Genomic DNA, 23287 nt, shown 5'->3' on the forward strand with positions numbered 1-23287 from the left:
AAGATATTATCCAAGAAGGTTTTTAGATTTATTCAGCAAACCCTAAGTAACCCCTTCTAATTTTTCATCGGTCAATTGATATAATTCCTGTAATTTCTCTAATTTGTCGGGGTCTGCTTGCCAAAAACCGCGACCCTGTGCTTCTAACATTCTACCGACAATATTACGGAAAGCTTCGGGATTAGCTTGACGCAATTTTTCCGCCATTTCTGCATCAAAAGCGTAGGTATCGGCTGCCTGATCATACACCCAATCGTCACTAAAATTAGCCGTACCGCCCCAACCAATTAAAGCGGTCATTCTTTGGGAGATTTCGTAGGCCCCACCGGAACCTTGATTAACCATGGCATTGGCCCATTTAGGATTGAGTAATTTACTGCGGTATTCTAAGCGCAAAACCTCCTCTAATTTGCGGGGAGTTGTATCATTGGAAAAACTCTCGACAAAACTTGTCATTACCCGTTTACCGCTTTGTTTTTCTGCGGCTAATTTTAATCCTCCCGTGTTGCCGTAGTATTCCTGAATATCGGTTAAACCGTATTCTACCGAGTCAATTTCTTGGATAATACTTTCACTGGTTTTTAATAACTGTTGTAGCACTTCTGGCCGCGCTTGTCCCTTATCTTGACGACCATAACTAAAAACATTACGCTTTTCCCAAGTTTTCGCTAATTCGTTGTCATTGTCCCAATTTCCCTCCACTACTTGGTCATTAACTAAAGAGCCAAAATCCCCGGCAGGATTGGAAAATAAACGAGCGCTCGCATTGTCAATTCCTTGACTTTTTAAGGCTAAATAGTGCTTACGGATATAATTATCATTTTCCGATTCTTCTATCTCGGCTGCCCGCTGCATTAAATCATCCAATAACTCGATAATATTGATAAAAGTATCCCGAAAAATTCCCGATAAATTAGCCAGAATATCGATGCGCGGGTGTCCAATTTCCCCTAGAGGTTTTAATTCATACCTGACAATTCTTCCTGTTCCCTCTTTCACTGGTTCCGCACCAACTAATTCTAAGAGAATACCCAGGGATTCACCCTTAGTTTTAATCACATCTAATCCCCAGAGTAAAACTGCTACAGTTTCGGGATATTTTCCTTTTTCGGTTAAGTTTTGTTCTAGCAGTTTTTTGGCGATTTCCCGTCCGCGGGTGTAGGCTGCTGGGGAAGGCATCCGGTAAGGGTCTAAAGCGTGTATATTACGTCCTGTGGGCAAAACTCCCGCACCATCCCGGAGTAAATCCCCCCCCGGTGCCGGTGGTACATATTCCCCATTTAATCCCCGCAAAAGATTAGTTAATTCTTCGCTATTTTGTCCTAATAAATTTTTAATAGTAATGCCTTCTTTAACCTTTTCATTGGTTGCTTCGTCAGCGATAATTTGCTGAAATTCTCGCTCAGATAAATCGGTGAAATAAGCGTCAAGATAACCTTTTAATTCTTCCTGATTGGGAGCAGTTCCTAGGGTGTGTAAACCCGAAGAAAATAGTCTTTGTTCGACGATTTGTAGGTAATTATACACCTTGACAAAATAATCGGTTAGTGCATAGCGGCTAAATAATTTGGCATTTTCTAAAGTGAATTCTATTCCCTGTTTTTCTGCTTCCAGAAAAGGACAATCTTTAGAGATACCTGTATCAATAATCTTTTGGAGGATACTATCTCTTAAAGCGTAATTTTTCTCAGGATTTTCTCGAAACTCTGCAATCAAATCTCGTAAAATCATCAATTCTTTATATAATCCCGCTCGTCCGTAGGGAGGCACATTATGGGAAATTAACACCCCATAACCGCGACGTTTGGCTAGGATAGATTCCGAGGGATTATTAGCGGCATAAATATATAAATTCGGTAAATCTCCTAATAAAATATCTGACCAAGAATAACCAGTATTTCCTAGGGGTGAACCGGGCAGCCATTCGACAGTTCCGTGCATACCAAAATGAATGATCGCATCGGTCTTAAAATCTTTCTGTAACCACTGATAAAAGGCTGCATACTGAGGGTGAGGAGTTAAATCTTTTTCAAACATTAACCGCATCGGATCCCCAGCAATTCCTAAAGGTGGCTGGACTCCAATCCAGATATTACCTAACTCAATTCCCCCTAAATGATACTGGTCGCCAATAGTTTTTATCCCCGCATCTTTAAGAGATTTCCACTGTTTTTCAATGCGAGAAGTTAACAGATAACCTAGCCAATTTTCTAAAGTTTCTATCGATAAACGATTTTGTTTAGAGAGATTTTCATCATCGGCAAATTTAACTTTTTGAATAATTTCTTCCCCGTCTTCGGGAATTGTTCCCACATTATAACCCTGCGCTTGTAAAGCTTGTAAAAACTTAACTAAACTCCGGGGAACATTTAATAAAGCTGCCGTACCAACTGCCCCATAACCAGGCGGAAATCCATAGAGAATGATGGCTATTTTGCGTTCTTGGGGAGGGGTTTTATGTAACTTAATCCAACTGTTTAAACGTCCAGTTAAACGCTGTAATCTTTCGGGGATTAAATATATAGTTTCCCCCACTAATCCCCCCAGAGGAATTGTATCAATTGCCCCATCTAATTCCGGTAAAGCGTATAGAACCACACTCTGTAAACCACCGATTCCCTGTCTTGTCCAAGAATAAATATCTTGAATCAATAAAGGGGCAGCGATAAGATAAGGAATATTTTTAGCGGACAGAATTCGTTTAGCCACTTCTACCTGTCTTCCTGCTTCCATAGAACCCGCAGGACCCCCCACCAAAGGAAAGCCAATCGTCGAGACAATTGCATCTACTGTCACCGCATCTTCACTTAAAGAAGGAGTTTCAATGATTCCTTTTTTTCTTTGCTGAATTTCGTAGTCTGTGGTTAACCAATCCCGAACAATTGTATGGCCTTCTACTCCGTTAATAAACACGGGTAGGGGAATTAAATTAGCCGTTTCAAAATGACGGATTAATTGATTAATATAGGGTAGTTTACTGATAACGTGCTTCCGATAAAGCAGCAGTGCCACCACTGGTTTATCAAGAGATTTATTTTTTTTATACCAAGTCAAATATTCTTGGGGAGTGAGAAAATAACCCTGATAATCGGGGTGTAATAGTCCCTTATTGGGAGTTTCGATAACTTCGGGTATTTCCCGTACTTTTAATCCTAGATATTTTTGGGCAATTATCCAACACATAGCGGCAACATTTTCGGTTCCTCCCGCATTCCAATAACCGTAAATAATTAACCAATTACGCAAATCTTGAACTTTTTTAGCGGGAATAAATTTCAGCAGTTTCGGACCAGTTTTGAGGAAACTGAGATAACCGGCTAACTTATCTTCTTCCTTGCCACTGGAAAATTTACTCAAGATAAATTGAATTGGTTTTGGCATTCCTTTTGGTTTATCCCCGATGGCAAATTCTCCCAAACGGGTTAAACTCATTAACTCTAAAGCAGACTCAAAAACTAAGCGAATCGGAATCTGTGCTGCTCGTTGCCGCAGCCAAGTAACTTGATCGTAATCGAAGATCAAACTAGCAAAAAAAACGTCGGCAGTGGCTAAAGCTTGCTCGACTATTTCAGGTTCGCTCGTCAAGGATTTATCGCTGAATACTTTTACTTCTAAATCGGGACATTTAGAACTAGCCAACAGGCCCGATTGCCGATATAAATTGGTGTTAAAGGTTTCAAAGCCAACAATTAAAACAATACTTTTCATAAGAATTTATTTTCTGATAAATCAGGGTGCGTTATTTTGCCTTAACACACCCCCTGAAATGATCATAACAACAAATTAATAATAACTGCCAGATTTGCGATGATGGATGGCGGTTAAACCTTGGTGTAAAACCTTACCTTTTTCTGCGATCGCATAAAGCAGCCAATGATCACCGCACTCCATTCGTTGTTCCACCCGACATTCCAGATAAGCGAGTGCTTCGGCCAGAATCGGCGCACCGTTCTCAGCTTTAGTGGTTTCGATATTAGCAAAACGGTCTTCCCCCGGAGCAAAGGGTTTGAGAAAATGCTTCATTAAAGCTATATGTTGTCCTTCTTGCCGGATATTAAGGACAAAATGGATATAAAGTGGGTAGAGTCGATGGGAGGTATTATCCTCCGCACCTCTCTCTTAGATGCGAGCGTGCGACTTTCACCGCACTCGGCTCCCGATAATCTTAGCTTTCACTTTTGCACATCTGGATGTAATCGTGGCATGATTCGTGTACTGCCAAAAGATTATTGGCCAGCAATTCTCATTTTAAGGTTTCATGACATTAAAACCCTTGCACCTAGAGGGGTTAATAATTCTTAACGAATCTCTAGATCGCTCAAACAACGCAAAATCGTTTCAAAATGAGAATTGCTGCCACTATCTCACCTGCATCGGTCTAACACCCCCTTAATAAGACTTATAGCAGAGAACGAGTTGGTTAGGACAACCTAAATCGCTAAAATTCAGTTCTGGCAAGGATTTTCTTTCTGCCTTCTGCCCTCTGCTATAATAGCGCACTGTGCGGTTTAATCACCTCAATCAGGAGTCAGGAGACGATGCCAAATCAGATTATACTTCATCTTTATGAGAAACGCTGTAAGCTGTAATAATTAAGAGGCATCTTAAAAAAAGTCAGAAACCCTTCTGTTCCCTGTTCCGGAGTTCCCTTGTCTCTAAAGTTAACTTTATTTTTAACTAGGTACTTAGAATGAAAAATGAAACATTAAATCTAGAATTTTCTCCCGATGTTCTTGCCGCTTTAAAAATAGGAATTGATGAACTCGGTCAAGAAATTAAACTTCTGGCCGCTATTTATTATTTTCAAGAAAAGCGACTTTCTTTAGGAAAAGCGGCGGAATTAGCGAGAATTAATCGCCTAGAATTTATGGATATTTTGTCTAAAAAAGGGATTGTATTGTTTGATTATGACGAATCGGCGTTAGCGGTTGAATTAAAGGGAATAGAAAAACTGGAGCCTGATGATTGTAAGTAACGCTACTCCCCTCATCGCTTTTGCGCGAATTGGTCAACTCGGTCTTTTACAAGAAATAGTTAAAAGCATCGTTATTCCTAAGGCAGTAGCTCTTGAAATCAGCACTTACGATCAGGACAAAACTGGCTCGATCGATCTATTACGAGAACAGTGGATTTCTGTCCGAGAAATCGCCTCTCAACAGCAGGTTTCCTTACTATTACCGACTCTAGATCGAGGAGAATCAGAAGTCATCGTCCTTGCACTAGAACAAAAAGCCCCTTTAGTGCTTATCGATGAATTAGCTGCTCGTCAGGTGTGTAAATCTCTCAATATTCCAATTACAGGTTCGATCGGTATTTTAATTAAAGCAAAACAGTTGGGAAAGATCGCTGCAGTCAAACCTTACATAGAAACGATGCAACAACAAGGCATATACTACAGCCAGAAATTTATTGATCTTGTTTTACAAACAGTAGCAGAAGGATAGGGGAGAGTATTGTTCACTTTCGGGATCAGCCGAAACCCTTGTTTTTTGCGATCCCTTGCCCGTCACCATGAGTTAATAATAACTGCCAGATTTGCGATGATGGATGGCGGTTAAACCCTGGTGTAAAACCCTGCCTTTTTCTGCGATCGCATAAAGCAGCCAATGATCACCGCACTCCATTCGTTGTTCTACCCGACATTCCAGATAAGCGAGCGCTTCGGCCAGAATCGGCCCACCGTTCTCAGCTTTAGTGGTTTCGATATTAGCAAAACGATCTTCTCCGGGGGAAAAAGGTTTAAGAAAATGCTTCATTAAAGCCAAATGTTGACCTTCTTGGAGGATATTAAGGACAAAAGGCGTACCGCTATAAAGCAGAGACTCGATCGCTCGTTCTTTCGCCACGGCAATAGTCAATCCAGGGGGGGTGAACGTCGCTTGCGACACCCAAGAGGCTAACATGGCGCCGCGCAATTCCCCCAATTCGCAGGTGACGATACAGAGAGAACCCACCAAACGGCCCAGAGCCTGCGATCGCCGATCGCTTTGGGATTGGTTAACATTAGTTTTCGGTTGTCTGCTTTTGCGAGCTTTTTTGACTGCTTGAGCGAAATCGGTTCCCGCTTCCTCACAGGTCTTTAAAATTGCCTCCGTGGGCTTAAATTTAACCCGAATTGGCTCAAAACCGAAGCGATAACCGCCATCCCGGAATTTACCTTCCAAAAGATCGATCGCTTCACCACTCCAACCGTAGGAGCCAAAAACCCCCACCAGCTTGCTTTTATCGCCATTTGCCAGGGTAATCCCCAAGGCGGTTTGGATGGGAGTCGGTGCGTGTCCTCCCAAAGTGGGGGAACCAAAGATAAAACCGACACTTTTTTCGATCGCCGTTTTGATCTCGTCTGGTTCAGCGAACTCGGCATTAATCGCCGTGACTGCTACTGCCGCTTTCGTGATCCCCATGGCGATCGCTTGAGCAAGGGTGGCGGTGTTGCCGTAGGCACTGGCATAAATCAGGGCGATTGTCAACTCTTGATACTTTTGTACTGCTAACCATTGTTGATAGGAAAGGGTCAATTCGTGCATCCCGTAACGCACCAGAGGACCGTGACCAACGGCATAAAATAAGGGCGATTTAGCGGCTAATTTCTCCAAAGCGTTGCTAATTTGGCTGGCATAGGGAGCCATGAGACAATCGAAATAATAACGCCGATCTTCGTTATAAACTGTCCAACCCTCATCAAAAATTTGGTCGCCACAAACGTGCGCTCCGAACAATTTATCGGTGTAGAGAATATCGGTTTTGCTGTCGTAGGTACAGAGTTGATCGGGAAATCGGGGGTTAGGAGTGGGGATAAATTCTAATTGATGGTTGGCTCCTAAATTTAATATTTCTTCCCCCTTGACAACGAACAGATTTAATGCTTCGGTTTCGAGAATTTTTTTCAGGGAAATTGCCCCCGGATTGGAACAAACAAAAGTGACTTGAGGCGCGATTTCTAAAAGTGCCTTGAGGGTGACGGCACGATTGGGGTTAACGTGACCGAGGATAATATAATCAATAGTTTTCGGATCGATTCTTTTAGTTAAAGCCTCTAAAAATATGGACGAAAATGATTCCCCTGGTGGATCAAAAAGAGCGACCTTTTCACTTTTAATCAGATAACTATTGGCGGTGGTTCCCTTTTGTAATCCGTATTCGATCTCGAATTTTAACCGGTCCCAAGTGCGGGAACGAAAGACAAAAGTATCGGCGGCTATCGGTGCTACTTGTACATCTCTCGGTTTGACAATTGCATTATTCATAATCTTAGTTACCAGTTATCAGTTAAGTAGTCAATTAGTTAAGCGGCAACTTGAGGCTGTGATCATTTTTTACTAGGCAAGTTTGGCATCAAAGTCAACACTTGATTTTTGACTAAATACAGCCTTTTATCGCTGGGGACGAGTGGGGAAATTTATAGGTTATCTTGCCAGCCGGAAGGACATCAATATCTACAGTACACTATCTCTGGGAAGAAACCTAGCTTCTAGCAATTGGCTCGCGGGTAACGATACTCCTCTGGGGGGATTTGCCAGTCTATTGAGAAATTCTAAAGGGAAGGTGATCCCCAGAAGCGAGGTGCTAGTCTGAGGAAAACCCTGCTCTCTCCCTATCAGGCAAAGTTTTTATGAGCTATCAGCACTCGTCTTTTGACTGCACTAGCGCCAATTTTGAGAAAGCCGCTTTGACTCATTTTCGCGCTCTTGTGGCTTTTTTACCGGATAATTGCCGTGTTTACCGACAAACTTGGGAATTTTCCACGGTTCTCTGTCTCGATTGTCTAGCTTGTTTGGAGGGACTAGCAATCACCCGTCAAAATTTCGCCCATCTAGTTAATGTGACACAAGAACTCGGTTTAGGTCAAGCAATTATTTTGAAAGTAGGCAATAAAATCGTTGAGTGGCATCGTTTAAACTAAAATCTCAATTTTCGACCATCTCAACAGTCTAGAAAAAAATCGGCTCTCTGTGTTCTTTGTGTCTCTGTGGTTTATCTTTAACGCTTATAACTACCTCTTACCTCTGGGTGCATCTCATTTTTGCACTCTCAAAAATTAATTATGCAAGAACTCTATAGTAGGGTTGATTCATGAATCAACCCTACCCAAACCCTAGAGCGCATTGGTTTTTCGGTGGGATGCTTACAGGCAGCTGCTGATATGTCTGTAATAATTTAAGGGTCACTGATAATTGCTGATTGTCGGTATTTCTGCAAATGTGAGAGGCACCCCTTGCCTCTTGTCTATCCTAACCAAGAAGTTAATTTTGTCCTATCTAGAACTGTTTGAGTCTAGAAAAAGCCCCGATAATTTGACCAAGGCTAATACCACCATCATTAGTGGGAACAGTTTGCTGCCAGTAGGGTTGAAATCCCGAAGCTTGTAAGCGATTAATTGTTCTTTCCGTCAGATAACGATTTTGAAAACAGCCTCCCGTCAAGAGAATTTTTTCTCTACCTATTCTCTGAGCAATTTCTACAATAATCTCACTTAAACTATTATGAAATTTAGCGGCAATTATGCCGATTTGTACTTGTTTTTCTAAATCCTCAACAACTCCTAAAATTATCTGATTCCAATCAATAACTATGGGTGAGTCAGCTGATAAAGAAAAATTATAATATTCCTCCGTTTTAATGCCCTCAAGGGCAAATTCTAACTGCATTGCTGCCTGTCCCTCAAAACTTAATTGATAACATAAACCTAGAATCGCCGCCACACCATCAAACAAACGCCCGACACTAGAAGTTAAAGGACAATTAATTTTTTTTGTTAACATTTGCCTAAAAATAGACCATTCCTGTTCACTAAAAGCTGATTTTATCCTATCAGTATTTTCCATAACTTCTAGTAATCCTAAAGCCACTCGTCTGGGTTCTTTAACCGCTTTTTCTCCTCCGGGTAATGGCCAGGGTTTAAAATGGGCGACTCGCTGCCAAGAATCGGCAGTGATATGGATAAATTCTCCCCCCCAAATTGTGCCATCTAAACCGTATCCTGTTCCATCCCAAGCAACCCCTAAAACCGGAGGTTGTAGCTGATGTTCTGCCATGCAGGATAAAACGTGAGCGTAATGGTGTTGAATGGGAATAACGGGTAAATTTAAACTATAAGCGTACTTGGTTGCTAGATATTCAGGATGAGCATCACAGGCAATAACTTCGGGTGCAAACTCGTATAATTTTTTTAAACTATCGAGAATATTTTCAAAGTGATTAACGGCATTAACTGTATCTAAATCGCCTATATGTTGACTAATAAAAACTTGATTTTTTTGATAGATAGCCACGGTATTTTTAAAATAACTTCCCACGGCTAGAATCGGAGGAAAATCTCCCTCATTAACTTTAACGGGAAAGGGAGCATATCCCCGCGCTCGCCGCAAAATCATCGCTTTTCCTGCCATTTCCCTGATAATAGAGTCATCCACTGGTCGAACAATAGGACGATTATGAACTAGAAATAAATCGGCGATAGTTCCCAATTTTTCTAAAGCTTCTTTTTCCTCAATACAGATAGGTTCATCGGCTAGATTACCACTGGTTGCTACAATAGGAAAGCCCAATTCTGCTAATAAAAGATGATGTAAGGGAGTATAGGGTAACATGACTCCTAGATAGGGATTACCCGGAGAAACGGCAGCAGAAAGATAATTTTTTCTTTGTTTGATCAGGACGATTGCCGCAGCAGGAGACTGCAATAATTGCGATTCTAAAGAAGAGACATAACCATGCTTTTTCACTAACTCAAGATTAGGATACATCACGGCAAAAGGTTTATCCAGTCGCTGTTTACGTTGTCGCAATTTTTGCACTGCTTCCGTATTTCTTGCATCGACGACTAGGTGAAATCCTCCTAATCCTTTGATCGCTATAATTTTTCCCTGTTCAATTGCTCTAGCAGTAGCGATTAAAGCTTGATCTTTTTCCGCTAATACACATCCTTGACTATCTAAAAGACTAATTTGGGGTCCGCAACGAGGACAGGCATTCGGTTGGGCATGAAAACGGCGATCCAGAGGGTTTTCGTATTCCCTTTGACATTCGGGACACTGATTAAAACCCCTCATAGTTGTGGCACTGCGATCATAGGGCAAACTCTCGATGATACTGTAGCGAGGACCGCAGTTAGTGCAGTTAGTAAAAGGATAGCGATAACGACGATTATTCGGGTCAAAAATATCGGCTAAACAATCGGGACAAGTGGCTAAATCGGGCAGAACAATTGTATTTTTTTCACCGCCGCTGCTAGGCCGTATGCTAAAGTTTTGATAACCGACGGGATTTAACCATTGAGTCTCAATATTTTCAATTAGCGATCGAGGTGGTTTTTCTAAAGATAATCGAGTCAAAAAAGTTTCTAGTTTGTCTCGATTGCCCTCGACTTCAATAAAAACTCCCGCTGCTGTGTTATTCACCCAACCGGCTACGTTTAATTCCGTTGCTAATCGATAAACAAAAGGACGAAAACCGACCCCTTGTACTGCCCCGCGCACAATTAAAGCTAATCGCTGCTCGGATTGAATGCTCTGATTATTCATAAAAATTTAACGGGGAAATCATCAAATTCATCCCTGATTACTTTTCCCGTTATACTAAACTTTCACTAATCACCCGACAGCATTCTTCCACACTGGCCCTTTTTTCCATAGCTATCACTAAAGCTTGATAGGCAGTCTGTTGTTTTTCTAAAAGAGTTTTTGCCTGTAATAAACTCCAGCGCTCTTTTTGGGCATAATTATTCTCGGAAACCCCCGCTAATTTTAAGGCCGATTGCAGATAAAATCGATCGCTTTCTCCCCCTGCCGCTTTACCATAAACTAAGGTTTCGGCAGCAATTCCCGCCATCCACACCGTAGAAATTCGCTCTAAAAAAGCAGGAAAATCAGTAAAGTTCTTGACTTTTTGCTCTAAATCTGCTAGGTCAAATTGAACACCGCCGACTCCCTCCTGGCCTTGACGAAAGGCTTCCCAAGCGGTCAAACTATAACTGGCGATCGGAATGCCCAAAATATAAGCGGTGAGAAAATGTCCGGCTTCGTGGTAAATAACTCTTTGACGGTGTTTACTAGGAGAAAGAGCATCCAGTAGTAAAGTCACGCCCCGGTTATTAAAGGTGAGAGTATCAACGGTAACTAATCCCAAGAGGCTAAAAGTAGCTAAAGCAGGGACAAAAGGCGAAATAGACAGCAAAGGGGTGACAAATACGGAAAGAGTGATCGAAAAAACGGTAATTGCGATCAGATTTAAAGCTGTCTGTTCCATAAAAATTAATAAAAATATACAAATGCTTAATACTATGTTACCGAAAAATTGGGATTAAAGCCTCGCCCTTTTAGGGCGACTTTATATGATCTATGATATTAAGAATAGCGGGCAGGGTAAGCAACCGCTTAAAAAACCCAGTCATCGCCGGATGAACGCACCTTGAAAACTAGAGTTATGGGGTTCTATAGGGGAATGCTCCTATAGGTAAAAATTCTCAGCACCAAGTACCAGAGAAACCAAGCATTTTAGAGGTTTTGAACTGTATCGTGGGGCACACGAAAACAGGCTTCTGTAAGGGAGCGAAAGTCTGAGGAGAGAACCACCTCTGGGTGGGATTTCGCCAGGAATCTAATTCAAGTGGACTCGTTGAGCCAGAAATTCTCAGCAGTGATGCTAGAAGAATCCACGTCCGTTTACGGCGTGGGGTATGTCAAATTCCTTAGTTTTATTTTCCCCGAATCAACCAACCAATTACCCCACCCACAAAAGCAGTCACAATCGATATACCGATCTGTTTCCAGTTTTTTACCTCCCCAATTTTTTCGGCTAAATCGGGAATTTTTCCCACGGATGCCTCGATGAGTTGCACTCTTTCATTTAAACCCGTGATTTTTGCGTCTAAAGTCCTGATTTCTCCCTTAATTTCCGTCTGTCCTATCTCTAAGACCTGAATTTCTCTTTTGATCTCTCCGACGCTATTCTCGATCGCTTTTTGTCCATTCTCCAAAGAGGTTAAACGAGTTTCGATCGCTTTTTGTCCACTCTCCAGAGAAGTTAAACGAGTTTCGATCGCTTTTTGTCCATTGATAATCAGATTTTCTAACCTTTTTAGGTCATTTTCCGTAAAAGCCGTCATCAGCTAAACTCCTAATAGATTAATTTTTTCTCGTCTTGAGATTGAGTCGATCGTTGACTAATTTAATTATGGAGTCAAAATCAAGCTGTTACCCATTGATAGTTCTAGGTTCGACGCGGCAATAAGTATTTAGGGTGATAGGGAAATTTCCCCCACTTCCCCAATTCCCCACTTCCCCTTTACCATAAATAAACATTATTGTTTTCCTGTATGGATAACTTTTATTGATGAACATCGATCGCACTATGCAAGAGGCAATAGGGATTTAGGGTGATAGGCAAATTTCCGCTAAATCCCTCACCTCCCCACTTCCCCACTTCCCCTTTACCATAAATAAACATTATTGTTTTCCTGTATGGATAACTTTTATTGATGAATATCGCTCGCACTATGCAAGAGGCAATAGGGATTTAGGGTGATAGGGAAATTTCCGCTAAATCCCTCACCTCCCCACTTCCCACACTCCCTACTCCTGTCTCCTGTCTTCTAAATTCTGCTGTATTGTTTCCCCTCATGAATATCGATCGCACTATCCAACTAGCTCATCAATTAGCGGACGCGTCTGGAGAGATTATCCGGCGCTATTTTCGGCAGCCCCATCTAGAAACCGAGACCAAACTCGATCAAGTTTCCTCAATAGTAACAATCGCCGATCAAGAAGCTGAGGAGGCGATGGTGGCGATTATTCGGCGAGAATTGCCTGAAGATGGGGTTATTCGAGAAGAAGGAGCCAATATTCCCTCCCAAAGTGGTCGTTATTGGGTATTGGATCCGATCGATGGCACATCCTCTTTTGTCAAAGGATTGCCTATTTTTGGGACTTTAATCGGCCTAGTGGCAGAAAATCAACCGATTTTAGGAATTGTCGATCAACCGATTTTAGGCGATCGCTGGTTAGGAGTGAAGGGAAAAGCGAGTCTTTATAATAACCAGATGATTGTTAATCCCTACCGTCAAGATCGGGAACTTGTCTTAAAAAATGCCTGTTTAGCCTCCACCACTCCCTTAATGTTTATCACAGAACGACAACAAGCGATCGCTCGTCAGCTGCAAAGCGTCTGTAAACGTACCGCTTTTGGGGGTGATTGTTATAACTATATGATGTTAGCCACCGGCTGCACTGCCATGCCGATGGTCATCCTAGAATCAGACCTGAAATACTACGATTTTTGTGCTTTAGTCCCGATTATTGAAGGTGCGGGCGGAATAATTAGCGATTGGTCAGGTAATCCCCTACAAGCTGATTCTAGCGAAGTTTTAGCCGTCTCTAATTCGGGTTTATGGCGGCAGGTTTTAGAACAAATCAGCAGAGTGGGTTAGTGCGAATGCCAAGATAATTAAGGCTGGCTGAATAAATCTAAAAACCTTGTTGGGTAAGACTTTTAGACTTTTTGTCAATCAAAAAGTACCAGTTATGGGAGTGATCGTGGGAAAATTCAGGTACTTTTTCTCTGAAAATTAGGTAATTGACCAGATGAGAATCGGTAAAAACCTACACCCCACACCCCACACCCCACACCCCACACCCTGTCCCCACGAAAAACTTTTTCAGCAGACCCTAATTAATCAACAGCTAACCCACCCCCGCAGCAATTAAACCGTGGCTAATTGAGGTTGGGGACGTTTGCTGTTACGGATACCTTCGATCGCCGTCGCGTAATCGGGGGCATTAAATACCGCCGAACCTGCTACAATCGCATTAGCACCCGCTTCGAGAACTTGCCAAGTATTAGCCGGTTTTAAGCCGCCATCCACTTCAATCCAGGGATCCAAGCCTCTTTCATCGCACATTTGGCGTAATTGAAGGATTTTGGGGACAACTTCCGGGATAAAACTCTGGCCACCAAAACCGGGGTTAACGCTCATAATTAGGACTAAATCGCACAAATGCAGCACATATTCGATTAAATCTAGGGGAGTGGAGGGATTTAACACCACACCCGCTTGTTTACCGAGTTCGCGGATTTGGCAAAGAGTACGATGGAGGTGGGGAGAAGCATTATGTTCAGCGTGAACAGAAATAATGTCAGCACCCGCTTTCGCAAAGTCAGCCACATATTTTTCTGGTTCCACGATCATTAAATGCACATCTAAAGGTTTTTTCGTATAGGGACGAATAGCGGAGACAATCAGGGGTCCAATGGTGATATTCGGGACAAAACGACCATCCATCACATCAACGTGAATCCAATCGGCTCCTGCCTTATCCACAGCCTCGATATCGGCTCCTAATTTACTAAAATCCGCCGATAGGATCGAGGGAGAGACAACGATCGACTTCGAGCTTCCGTTTTGGGTCATGGCTAACTATAGAATTTCGTGTTTATATTTTCGTAACAATCTTATCAGCAATCAGTGATCAGTGATCACTAATCGGATTTGAGTTTTCAGTCGGGGTAATCCCAGGGCATTTTGTATAAATTGTAACAGACAAAAATTTGTAATTGTTGTATAGCAATAACCGCTACTGACAATCAATCATTTCTACTCTAGAATAAAAGATGTTGCAATCCCTTTTAGGGAATTTATTAGAAACTTGAGGTATATAAGTGTGACATAATCACAGTTTCGCATTTAACCTTCATAACCTGAAATATGAATATCATTGACGCTTTAAATCTCAAAAAACCCCAAGATTACCCTTCTAGAGAAGCCTATCAGCAAGACGTTGTCAAAGCGGTACAGGTCTTAATGCGTTTAGGTATTATGGATAGTCCCTCGGCCGATTTAACCGCTTCCCTAGACTCTATCCTTGAGAAATTACAAGAGGATGAACTGGCTATCTACGGTAGAAAACGCAGTAAACAAGAAATTATCGCCGATTTAAAGCAAGTTAATAGTGAAATTGTCGAACTCGATCGAGAAATAGCTGACTTAGAATGGCAAATTGCCCTCAAAAAAGCTGAAATATCTGTTAATGAAACATCTTAGGGTTTTTTATCTTGATTCTGTTTCGGTTTCTCCAAACTGAGCGCAATAATCATCCGCACTAATAAACTTCATCGTGAGTCCCAATTGACTCTAAAAGAATTGCCTGTTTCTGCTCATATTCAACGAATTTAAAGACAATTCTTAAATCATAGCCCACACTACAAGCATAAGAGTCTTTAAGCTCCCCTTTTAATTTGTGTGTTCTTAATCGAGGTTGAAATGGATCTACGGATAATAAAGCTAAAGTTTCTTGGATATTTTGAACTAAAAAAGCCTGTTTTTTCACAATTTTTCGAGCATTTCTAATAAATATATTGGAGCGTAATAAAACAAAATTCACGCAAGGATTTCCTCCATGATTTGTTCAGGTGTCAGGGGTTGACATTGACCTTGTGCAAATTCTTGTTGAGCTTCTTGAACATCTCTAACCAACTCTGTTCTTTTTTGATCTCGAAGACGATTCTGTAAAATATGAATGAGATTTTCTTGATCTTCAAGGGGAAGTTGCTCAGCCGCTTCTAGAATCTCTGCAAAGGTTGTTTGTATTGCCATTTTCTTAAGGGGCGATCGATTAAACTATCTAGAATTTACGGTTCTTCGTTACTTGGTATGGTTCGATAGGGGGGCATAAATCGACTAAATCCTTATCTGGTAAGAGACTTAATTGATTAGTTCGCTCTAGATCAAAAACAATTAACAAAAATCGCTAAATGCCTTTCTATATAAGGGTTACATCCCTTATAACCCCCGTCTATTGCATAACACAAACCGAAGAGCCAAATTTACAATCAAGGATAAAAATAGCGAGAGTTACCGTATAAACATTCATTAGACCTCTTGCAAAAGTCTTAAGTCGATCCTTGTACAGCAACATTTTTGAAGATTATCAACTACTAATAAATAATTAACTGAAAGTCCCTCCTATTATTGTTTCTATCGTTTGTTTTCGGATTTATGCAAGAGGTCTATTATATCGACATTTTTTTTCTAGTCAACTATTTATAACTAACTATATTATGCCCAAACTTATATCCCACATTCCGCACCCTAGTCGTTGAAATCAAAAGTTGCTCTAGCCCTTGTATAGTAAGACTTTTAGCGATTACTAAGAATTATGAAGTGTCACACTCTAGTCAGCGATCGCCAGCTTAATGAGAGTTTATCTCAATAATTTGGTATCAGAGCTATCAGATTTTTAGGGCTAATTGTGCATCTGCTGGGCAAACAAATTAGCCTGTAATTCAGAGCCGGCAATCGTTTTGACGATTTAGATAAAATTTTCAATGTGACACTTTAGGGTGCGGAATGTGGGTTATATATACAATCAATATATACATAACCTATATGTATAATATATACATAACGAACGCCTGTTCCCCAGTTTTAAGAATTGCCTAGGGGACAATTCATAATTATAAATCAGCAACGCCGAGAATCGAACCTATAATGGAGAGAAGTATTCTCCAGAGTCAACAATATGTCACTCAGTCAACTGTTGCCCACAGTTAATCAGTTATCTCACCAAGATAAGCTTCGACTCATTCACTTTCTGCTCCTAGCAGTCGCCAAAGAAGAGGGATGCAGCCTAGAACCAACTAGAGAACCTGATCCGGAAAATGTACTGCTTGAGCAACTGGCATCCACTGAAGCCGTGCTATGGTCGCCTCAAACCGATAGCGCAGCAGTGCAGGCATTGTCGGAGCTTCTGATTGCTGCAAAGGGAACATCCAATGCTTGATGGACAACGCTATTCATTTACTGAACGAAGAGACAACCTAGGGCGATCGGTAATCATGCCATATATCCCTTTAATGCTCACACTGGGCGATCGTTCTCTAGAAGTGACAGCATTGCTGGACACTGGTGCCAGTGTCAATGTTCTACCCTACGAGATTGGCCTACAGCTAGGAGCAGTCTGGGAAAATCAAACAGTATCCATTCCCTTGAGCGGAAACTTGGCTCAAAGCAATTCACGAGGTTTGGTTGTATCTGGTGCAATTGCACAATTCCCTTCTGTTCTGCTTGGATTCGCTTGGACTAAGATGAGAGATATACCTGTAATTCTTGGACACATGAACTTCTTTGCAGAGTTCAATGTGTGTTTTTATCGACACGAGTTGGCTTTTGAGGTTTGCCCGAAAGACGGATGAAGTTGATAGCCGCCGCTCATCTTAGCCGTTACAATGCTTGAAGATAATCGGCTTTGCAGCAATCCAGATATGAATGCTAATTGTGCAAAGTATCCACAAGTTAACTTGGTTCGGAGTTTGAAGAATTGCTCAGAAGACAATTCATAATTAAAATCAGCAACGCCGAATCATCTAAGGACTAATATGAATTTGACTGAGAATATAACGCAAGCGATCATAATCATCTTTAAGTAAAACACTTAACTGTCTGCCCACATTCACTAACCATTGTCGATCGGCTTGACGCAATTGATACATCTGACGGATAGAAGCAGCTGCCAAAGCTTCCACGGGAGTATTCTTGACCTGTAATAAAATTCGTAAAAAGTCTAATTGTTCGCTAAAATAAACCACTTCTAACGACTCACATTGATAAACCGCCTGATGAATTTGTGGGGGTCGGGGAGGAATATATTGATAGATATAACCTCGCCCGGAACCATTGCCATTAAATTGTCCTGGCAGGGTTTCAAAACCGACAATAGTTGCCCGAAATTCCGTTTTTAACATAGCGAAAATCTGCGGCTGTTGTTCCCGCAATTCAGCCAAAGATAACCCCAAAGCTCTAGCGCGATGTACCGAATCGATGGGGGCAGTGGTGGCAAAGGTGACAATCCCAAAAATCTTATTACCCGTTTCTTCATCGTAGGCTTTTACCCAACTACCAAAAGCAGGCATAAAAGGAAAATTTAACTCCTCTGGTTCCAAACATTGCGCTAAGAACTCGGTCGTCGTCGTCTCGATAACTTCGGCGATATGATCGGGATGGCGGTTATCCGTGGCCAATTGCGGTAAGGGTGGACGCATGGTTATTTTTTGCCTTTAGCGGGGGCAATAATTACTTCTTCTAATTCCGAGAGATTAAAGGTAACTAACTTATCCCAGTTGCCCCCCTCAAAAAGAACGGCCACTTTCCCATCGCTTAAACGCTGGGCTAAACCTTCAAATTTATAGTAGGTATCATCGGGATTGGTGACTCGAACGGTACTACCTGGCAAAATCATAGGATTGACGACGAAATTATAATTAACTGTCTTTTAGCTTATCAAAAATTAGTTATCGCTCGTCGGTCGTCGGCCGGCAATAAGAGGTATGAGGGGATTTGGCATCATCCCCGGACGAAAGGCTGTTTACCGAGAACTGAAAAAAGCTCCCCACTTCCCCAACACTGAATAATAGGTTCCAATCTCAGTGATCTGTGCTACCATTCGGGGTAAATTCAAGCGATCTCCAGACACCTATGAGCAAGGTTCTCGTGTTGAATGCCTCCTACGAACCGCTAAATATTACCAGTTGGCGGCGCGCGATCGTTTTATTGTTGAAAGGAAAAGCTGAATCCCTAGAACATAACGGAAAAGTGGTTTGTCGTGACTTACCGCTACCTTCTGTTATCCGTCTTAGGCAATACGTGCGTGTTCCCTACAAGGAAATTCCTTTAACCCGTCGTAATATTCTCGAACGAGATCATCACACCTGTCAATACTGTCTCTACCGAGGTGAACAATTAACCATCGATCATGTGATTCCCCGTTCTCGCGGAGGGGGTGATACCTGGGAGAATTTAGTGGCGGCTTGTGTGCGTTGTAATGTGCATAAGGGCAATCGTACACCAAAAGAGGCCAATATGTCCCTGCACGCCCAACCTCGTCGTCCCTACAGCAGTCTCCACTTTGAGCTATTAAAGCACACCAGGGAGAATCACAATCACGAATGGCGTAAATATGTCATCGGTATTTAGGGTGAGAAGGGCATGGTGAAACCAAGACCAAAATTGATTCCCATGCCATTATTATTAGTCTGGGTGCGAGGATTGGCAACTCCCGTGCCTAGATAAACCGAACAACCAGGACAGGGGGAATTGACTCGGTAGCGCACCGCCATGGGATCATTGGGATCGGTGATAGTTACTCCCTGATTGTTTAAATCTTTAATTAGATTGGTGACGGGTTTGAAAAAATCGGCGCTGGGGGGTTGACTTGGTTGCAGTTCTAGGGTTTGTTCTTGGGAAGCAAGAACAATTTCCGAAGCGATAACTAGCAGCAGAGAGATAGTTAAGCCAAATAAACCCAGATTATTTTTGATCTTCATTTTTTTTTATCACCGAGAGATTGTTAATTTCTTCTGGTGATAATTCTAGCGTTTCCTCACCGGAAAAGACCCTACCCTAATCAGTAAAATTTTTTTACTGATTTCTACCATACTTATAATAAGCGGCACAAGCACCTTCACTAGAAACCATACAAGTACCGATGGGATGTTCTGGAGTACAAGCAGTCCCAAATACTTTACATTCCCAGGGTTTTAAAACACCTTTAAGAATTTCGCCACACTGACAAGCTTTGTGATCTTTAACGCGCTGATTGGGTAAAGTAAATTTCTTCTCCGCATCAAAATTACTGTACTCATCTCGCAGTTTTAACCCTCCTTGAGCAATTTCTCCTAAACCTCGCCATTCAAACTGATCCCGCAGTTCAAAAACTTGCTTGATTGCCGATAAAGCGACTCTATTTCCTTGATTTTGTACCACTCGATCGTACTGATTTTCGATCTCACATCTCTGCTCATCTAATTGTTTTAATACCATCCAAATTGATTGCAGAATATCCAAAGGTTCAAACCCAGAAACTACCACAGGTTTATGATATTCTTGGGCAATAACTTGATAGGGTTCTGTGCCAATTACCATGCTAACATGACCAGGACCAACAAAACCGTCTAACTGTAGATCCGGGTTATCTAACAAAGCTTTCAGAGCGGGAATAATCACCACATGATTAGAAAATAAACTAAAATTAGTGATACCATCTCTTTGGGCTTCTAAAACAGTTAAAGCTGTGCTAGGAACGGTTGTTTCAAAACCTAAGGCTAGAAATATTACTTCTTTATCGAGATTTTCTCTGGCAATTTTTAAGGCATCGCGAGGAGAATAAACCATGCGAATATCATCACCTTTTGCTCGTGCTTGCAGCAGACTCAAATGGGAACCAGGGACACGCATAGTATCGCCAAAAGTTGTCAGAATTACGTTCGGTTGTTGTGCGAGAAAAATGGCATCATCTAAACGACCTCGCGGCATTACACAAACGGGACATCCGGGACCATGAATTAATTCGATAGTTTCGGGAAGTATTGCCTCGATACCGTATTTAAAAATTGAGTGGGTATGACCCCCACAAACCTCCATAATTTTAGTAACTTTTTCCCGCTTTTCAGAGATTCTTATCGATAATTGTTCAATTTGTTGAATTAATCCTGCCGCTTTAACCGGATCACGAAATTCATCAACGTATTTCATAACAAGCTTTCTCTCTATAAGTGGTTGGACAAAAGTAAAGTTAATTGTGGAGCCGGTCGTCGGTCGTCGGTCGTCAGTAATAATTGCCGTAATTTACATTTCTTAAGATAGACAAAAGAATTAATTTGTGGCTAACTAATTAAGAACATTAATTATGATTAAATTCTTCCTCTAATTCCAATAATTGTGTTAATAAATTTAAGGTTTCTTGCGCCTCATCTTCATCGATTCGATTCATGGCAAAACCCACATGAACTAATACCCAATCCCCTACACAAGTATTAGCGGGATGGTCTTCATCAACAATACAAGCGATATTTACTTCTCTTTTTACACCCCCCACATCGACGAGAGCCAGATGATGGTTTTCATCAATAATTGCCGTAATTTGTCCCGGTATGCCTAAACACATAGTTTTTACCTTAAATCTAGTTTTTGTTAATTATGGGCTGATTTTTTGGCTAGAGATTGCAGTAATATCAACCGAGAATCAGGTCATACTTCATCCCTCTAAGAAACGCTATACAGTCAAAGGTTATCCTTTTTACTTTTTCCTTTCCTCTTTCCCCTTTTTACTCGGTCTTACCTGCCATTCTGGACTATTGCCCTCAAGAACAGCTTTTTTTCCCGTATCTTTTTTAAGATTTCCCCTGTCCCGAACCGTGGACACTATCCCAGCAAGGGTAAAACTTTTGTATTAGGGACTACATCTATGATAAGAAATTATTCAATCAATCGATCGGGTGACATTCTAGGCTATGATTTCCCTGACTATAGTTATTTCTCTACATTAAGGAAAATCGACAATGACAGCCTTTCCCATCGATTTGAGCGCCTATAAACCCATCAGTCTCGACCCCAGTAACCCCACCCTCACCGACCACCAAAGAAGCACCCTAAAAGCCAATATCCAACTCTGTCGCGATGCTATCATCTTTTTTACTGCCACGGGTGCGGCCCGGGGTGTGGGTGGACACACCGGCGGCCCCTACGATACCGTCCCGGAAGTGGTGATTCTCGATGCTCTTTTCCGCAGTCAACCTAGTCAATTTGTACCAATTTTCTTCGATGAAGCGGGACACCGCGTCGGTACTCAATATCTCATGTCTGCGTTAGAAGGTTCTTTACCCCCAGAACAATTAATGCACTACCGCGAGGCTAATTCTAAACTCCCCGGACACCCGGAATTAGGATTAACCCCAGGCGTAAAATTTAGTTCTGGCCGTTTAGGACATATGTGGCCCTACGTTAACGGTGTCGCTTTAGCTAACCCCGGAAAAACCGTTTTTTGTTTAGGTTCCGATGGTTCTCAACAGGAAGGCAATGACGCGGAAGCTGCCCGTTTAGCCGTGGCTCAACACATCAATGTTAAGCTGATTATTGATGATAATGATGTGACGATTGCTGGTAATCCTTCCAAATATTTACCCGGTTATGATGTGGCTAAAACTCTCGCCGGTCATGGACTAAAAGTGTTAGTGGGAGATGGGGAAGATATCGATAGTTTGTATCGCAATATCTGTGAAGCAATTAATACTCCCGGCCCGATTGCGATTATTAATAAACGTCCCATGTGTCCCGGTATTGAAGGTTTAGAAGGTTCTAACCACGGTCATGATGTGATTTCTGTACCCTTGGCTTTGAAATATTTAGAGGCAAAAGGACACAGTGCCGCCGTGGAATATCTCAACAGTATTAAGAAGCCTTCTAATGACTATAAATTCCTCGGTTCTGGGGATAAATGGGGTTCTAACCGCAACGTTTTCGGCGAAGCGGTGGTCAGTCTTTTAGGCAAAATGAGCGAAGAAGAACGCAAGGCTAAGGTATTAGTAGTAGATAGCGATTTAGAGGGTTCCTGCGGTCTGAAAATTATCCACGATAAACATCCCGAAGTGTTTATTCCTTCCGGTATTATGGAACGGGGCAATCTTTCGGCAGCTGCTGGTTTTGGGATGGAAAAAGGTAAACAGGGAATTTTCGCCACCTTTGCCGCTTTTCTAGAAATGTGTATTTCTGAAATCACCATGGCGCGTTTGAATTATTCTAATCTTTTATGTCATTTTTCCCATTCCGGTATCGATGATATGGCGGATAATACCTGTCACTTTGGTTTGAATAATTTCTTTGCTGATAATGGACTCGATGACGGTTACGAAACCCGTCTTTATTTCCCGGCCGATGCGGCACAAATGACCGCTTGTGTTGAGGCAACTTTCCATCAACCCGGTTTACGTTTTATCTTCTCGACTCGTTCTAAAACTCCCAATATTCTTGATACTAACGTTCATAATTTCTTTGGCGATGGTTATACCTTTGTCCCTGGAAAAGATGAAGTAATTCGGGAAGGCACTGCTGGTTATATCATCAGCTTTGGCGATGGTTTATACCGCGCTTTAGATGCAGTGGAACGTCTAAAACAAGAAGGTATTGACGTGGGTTTAATTAATAAACCGACTCTCAATGTAGTGGATGAAGAAATTATCGCTAAAGTTGGTAATTCTCCCTTTGTTTTAGTGGTAGAAGCATTTAACCGTCGTACGGGTTTAGGTAGCCGTTATGGTTCTTGGTTACTCGAACGCGGTTTAACTCCTAAATACGCCTATATCGGTACTCACCACGAAGGTTGTGGCGGTTTATGGGAACAGTTCCCCCACCAAGGTATTGACCCAGTTGGTATCATTAGTAAAGTTAAATCTTTAATCGCTTAGAGAGTATTTTAGGGGGGAATTAATCAGTCATCAGTTATCAGTAATCAGTTATCAGTGA

Annotated in this window: 22 protein-coding genes and 1 pseudogene; 9 read left to right on the forward strand and 14 right to left on the reverse strand. The window is 41.8% G+C overall.

From position 1 onward, the window contains the following. Positions 1–42 precede the first annotated feature (42 nt). Together bchH and MAE_RS26905 are read right to left on the reverse strand one after the other, a co-directional pair. Positions 43–3708, reverse strand: coding sequence for a magnesium chelatase subunit H (gene bchH, locus MAE_RS26900; RefSeq protein WP_012268283.1), 3666 nt, complete (start codon positions 3706–3708; stop codon positions 43–45). A 75-nt stretch (positions 3709–3783) separates the two neighbouring features. Then, positions 3784–4065, reverse strand: a pseudogene (locus tag MAE_RS26905) (flavin reductase family protein); the annotation flags it as partial. Positions 4066–4690: 625 nt separating this feature from the next. Between MAE_RS26905 and MAE_RS26915 the strand changes: the two are divergent. Together MAE_RS26915 and MAE_RS26920 are read left to right on the forward strand one after the other, a co-directional pair. Continuing rightward, positions 4691–4975 carry a UPF0175 family protein gene (locus tag MAE_RS26915; protein WP_002766977.1) on the forward strand — a complete coding sequence of 95 codons (285 nt, stop codon included), beginning with the start codon at positions 4691–4693 and terminating at the stop codon, positions 4973–4975. Next, positions 4962–5444: a DUF3368 domain-containing protein gene (locus MAE_RS26920; protein ID WP_012268286.1), complete on the forward strand. Its 483-nt coding sequence runs from the start codon at positions 4962–4964 to the stop codon at positions 5442–5444. The genes MAE_RS26915 and MAE_RS26920 overlap by 14 nt, the downstream gene beginning before the upstream one ends. A gap of 72 nt (positions 5445–5516) precedes the next feature. On the opposite strand, the gene MAE_RS26925 is transcribed toward MAE_RS26920, so the two are convergent. Next, on the reverse strand, positions 5517–7247 hold the full coding sequence (locus MAE_RS26925; RefSeq protein ID WP_012268287.1) for a diflavin flavoprotein: 1731 nt from the start codon (positions 7245–7247) through the stop codon (positions 5517–5519). Between the two features lie 365 nt (positions 7248–7612). Between MAE_RS26925 and MAE_RS26930 the strand changes: the two genes are divergently transcribed. Continuing rightward, the gene (locus MAE_RS26930; RefSeq protein WP_002797276.1) at positions 7613–7903 is read left to right on the forward strand and encodes a hypothetical protein; all 291 of its coding nucleotides are present in this window, start codon (positions 7613–7615) and stop codon (positions 7901–7903) included. Positions 7904–8258: 355 nt separating this feature from the next. Here the strand turns inward: MAE_RS26930 and hypF are convergent, their stop codons facing one another. The 3 genes from hypF to MAE_RS26945 form a co-directional block, all read right to left on the reverse strand. After that, entirely contained in the window at positions 8259–10523 is a 2265-nt protein-coding gene (gene hypF, locus MAE_RS26935; RefSeq protein ID WP_012268289.1) for a carbamoyltransferase HypF, read from the reverse strand. A gap of 49 nt (positions 10524–10572) precedes the next feature. Continuing rightward, a complete protein-coding gene (locus tag MAE_RS26940) occupies positions 10573–11247 on the reverse strand; it encodes a hypothetical protein (RefSeq protein ID WP_012268290.1) in 675 nt (224 codons plus the stop codon). 448 nt (positions 11248–11695) lie between these two features. Further along, positions 11696–12106 carry a hypothetical protein gene (locus MAE_RS26945; protein ID WP_012268291.1) on the reverse strand — a complete coding sequence of 137 codons (411 nt, stop codon included), beginning with the start codon at positions 12104–12106 and terminating at the stop codon, positions 11696–11698. A 513-nt stretch (positions 12107–12619) separates the two neighbouring features. On the opposite strand from MAE_RS26945, the gene hisN reads away from it, so the two are divergent. Then, positions 12620–13426, forward strand: coding sequence for a histidinol-phosphatase (gene hisN, locus MAE_RS26950; protein ID WP_012268293.1), 807 nt, complete (start codon positions 12620–12622; stop codon positions 13424–13426). Positions 13427–13699: 273 nt separating this feature from the next. On the opposite strand, the gene rpe is transcribed toward hisN, so the two are convergent. Continuing rightward, the gene (gene rpe, locus MAE_RS26955; protein WP_002797282.1) at positions 13700–14407 is read right to left on the reverse strand and encodes a ribulose-phosphate 3-epimerase; all 708 of its coding nucleotides are present in this window, start codon (positions 14405–14407) and stop codon (positions 13700–13702) included. A gap of 294 nt (positions 14408–14701) precedes the next feature. Between rpe and MAE_RS26960 the strand changes: the two genes are divergently transcribed. After that, positions 14702–15037, forward strand: a complete 336-nt coding sequence (locus MAE_RS26960) for a hypothetical protein (RefSeq protein ID WP_012268294.1) — start codon at positions 14702–14704, stop codon at positions 15035–15037. 58 nt (positions 15038–15095) lie between these two features. On the opposite strand, the gene MAE_RS26965 is transcribed toward MAE_RS26960, so the two are convergent. Both MAE_RS26965 and MAE_RS26970 read right to left on the reverse strand, forming a co-directional pair. Beyond that, a complete protein-coding gene (locus MAE_RS26965; protein WP_002782273.1) occupies positions 15096–15377 on the reverse strand; it encodes a type II toxin-antitoxin system RelE/ParE family toxin in 282 nt (93 codons plus the stop codon). After that, a complete protein-coding gene (locus tag MAE_RS26970; RefSeq protein ID WP_012268295.1) occupies positions 15374–15589 on the reverse strand; it encodes a hypothetical protein in 216 nt (71 codons plus the stop codon). Before MAE_RS26970 ends, MAE_RS26965 begins: the two co-directional genes overlap by 4 nt. 925 nt (positions 15590–16514) lie before the next feature. On the opposite strand from MAE_RS26970, the gene MAE_RS26975 reads away from it, so the two are divergent. Both MAE_RS26975 and MAE_RS26980 read left to right on the forward strand, forming a co-directional pair. After that, positions 16515–16775, forward strand: coding sequence for a hypothetical protein (locus tag MAE_RS26975; protein ID WP_012268296.1), 261 nt, complete (start codon positions 16515–16517; stop codon positions 16773–16775). Further along, entirely contained in the window at positions 16768–17187 is a 420-nt protein-coding gene (locus MAE_RS26980) for a hypothetical protein (protein WP_041804458.1), read from the forward strand. The genes MAE_RS26975 and MAE_RS26980 overlap by 8 nt, the downstream gene beginning before the upstream one ends. A gap of 171 nt (positions 17188–17358) precedes the next feature. On the opposite strand, the gene MAE_RS26985 is transcribed toward MAE_RS26980, so the two are convergent. Further along, positions 17359–18033, reverse strand: coding sequence for an HAS-barrel domain-containing protein (locus MAE_RS26985; RefSeq protein WP_002732419.1), 675 nt, complete (start codon positions 18031–18033; stop codon positions 17359–17361). A gap of 2 nt (positions 18034–18035) precedes the next feature. Next, positions 18036–18230: an NAD(P)H dehydrogenase subunit NdhS gene (locus MAE_RS26990; protein ID WP_002759298.1), complete on the reverse strand. Its 195-nt coding sequence runs from the start codon at positions 18228–18230 to the stop codon at positions 18036–18038. Positions 18231–18466: 236 nt separating this feature from the next. Here MAE_RS26990 and MAE_RS26995 point away from each other — a divergent pair, with 236 nt between their 5' ends. Continuing rightward, entirely contained in the window at positions 18467–18964 is a 498-nt protein-coding gene (locus MAE_RS26995) for an HNH endonuclease (protein ID WP_012268298.1), read from the forward strand. Here MAE_RS26995 and MAE_RS27000 read toward each other — a convergent pair. From MAE_RS27000 to MAE_RS27010, 3 genes are all read right to left on the reverse strand, one after another. After that, complete coding sequence (locus MAE_RS27000) at positions 18961–19314, reverse strand: hypothetical protein (RefSeq protein ID WP_012268299.1); 354 nt, start codon at positions 19312–19314, stop codon at positions 18961–18963. The two genes, MAE_RS26995 and MAE_RS27000, sit on opposite strands and share 4 nt — an antisense overlap. Before the next feature lie 94 nt (positions 19315–19408). Continuing rightward, the gene (gene hypD, locus MAE_RS27005; RefSeq protein WP_012268300.1) at positions 19409–20521 is read right to left on the reverse strand and encodes a hydrogenase formation protein HypD; all 1113 of its coding nucleotides are present in this window, start codon (positions 20519–20521) and stop codon (positions 19409–19411) included. Positions 20522–20669: 148 nt separating this feature from the next. After that, a complete protein-coding gene (locus MAE_RS27010; protein ID WP_002797289.1) occupies positions 20670–20933 on the reverse strand; it encodes a HypC/HybG/HupF family hydrogenase formation chaperone in 264 nt (87 codons plus the stop codon). A 394-nt stretch (positions 20934–21327) separates the two neighbouring features. Between MAE_RS27010 and MAE_RS27015 the strand changes: the two genes are divergently transcribed. Next, positions 21328–23229 carry a transketolase C-terminal domain-containing protein gene (locus MAE_RS27015; protein ID WP_012268303.1) on the forward strand — a complete coding sequence of 634 codons (1902 nt, stop codon included), beginning with the start codon at positions 21328–21330 and terminating at the stop codon, positions 23227–23229. Positions 23230–23287: the final 58 nt, after the last annotated feature.

The sequence above is a fragment of the Microcystis aeruginosa NIES-843 genome (assembly GCF_000010625.1).
GTDB classification, from domain to species: domain Bacteria; phylum Cyanobacteriota; class Cyanobacteriia; order Cyanobacteriales; family Microcystaceae; genus Microcystis; species Microcystis aeruginosa.